This window comes from Aeromicrobium sp. Leaf272, assembly GCF_001422865.1.
In the GTDB taxonomy this organism is placed as follows: Bacteria; Actinomycetota; Actinomycetes; order Propionibacteriales; family Nocardioidaceae; genus Aeromicrobium.
Genome location: NZ_LMMY01000009.1, coordinates 523,650 through 524,448 on the forward strand (window position 1 = coordinate 523,650; position 799 = coordinate 524,448).

2 protein-coding genes are annotated in these 799 nt (G+C 69.0%); both read right to left on the reverse strand.

Going from position 1 to position 799, the window contains the following annotated elements; all coding sequences use genetic code 11:
- Positions 1-535 (reverse strand): hypothetical protein (locus ASF38_RS04175; RefSeq protein ID WP_200914396.1); only part of this gene is annotated, 535 nt, incomplete at its 3' end.
- A gap of 75 nt (positions 536-610) precedes the next feature.
- On the reverse strand, positions 611-799 hold a 189-nt coding region (locus ASF38_RS04180), incomplete at its 5' end, for a hypothetical protein (RefSeq protein ID WP_200914397.1).

The following is a 799-nucleotide window of genomic DNA, read 5'->3' on the forward strand; positions in this document are numbered from 1 at the left end:
CCGTGAGGTTGCCGGTGAACCCGGTCTCCTCGATGGCGAGGCGCTGCGTTCCCTCGTCGAACGTGAACCGTGCCGAACCGGTCACGGTGTACTCGCAGACCGCGTACGACGACACGATCGTGACGTCGTCGAGGCGGCCGCGCACCTGGTCGGTGGAGCCGGACGTGGCTGGTCCGGTGACGTGGAGTGTCGCTGGTGCCGTCAGCCTCGTGTTCATGGCGCCGAGGGGCCACGTGCATCCCTGGAACGACATGGCTCGAACGGTGAGGACATCGGTGACGCCCGTCCCGCCATGCACCTCGGAGACCGGACTCGACGGGATCTTCGCACTGGTACAGCCCCACGCGAGCGCAGGCGCCGCCCACGAGACGGACCCCTGAGTCGTCGCGCTGAACGGGTGAGCACTGGGAGCACTGGTGCCTCCGACGGCGACCGTCACGCTGTTCCCCGTCGCTCCGGCCGGGCCGACGCCGACGGCCAGGCACAGGGCTGCGGCGGTGCCGGCGAGGAGCCGGCGCACAGTGGTGTTCCTCATGGTTCTCCTTCGATGCGTTGACGATGCACGTCGGCCCCGCGCCCAGGGGGACGCGGGGCCGACGAGGTCAGGGCGTCACTCCGCGACGACGCCGTTCGTCACGGTGATGTCGACGGTGTTGCCGGAACCGGGCACGAGGCTGTTGATCAGCGGCGTGTTGATGCCGCAGTTCTCGAACTTGCCGATCGTGTAGGTGCCGACGAGCTCACCGCCGTTGATGAGGTCGAAGCCCTCGTCCGGACGCGTGCCGACCGGGATGGACAC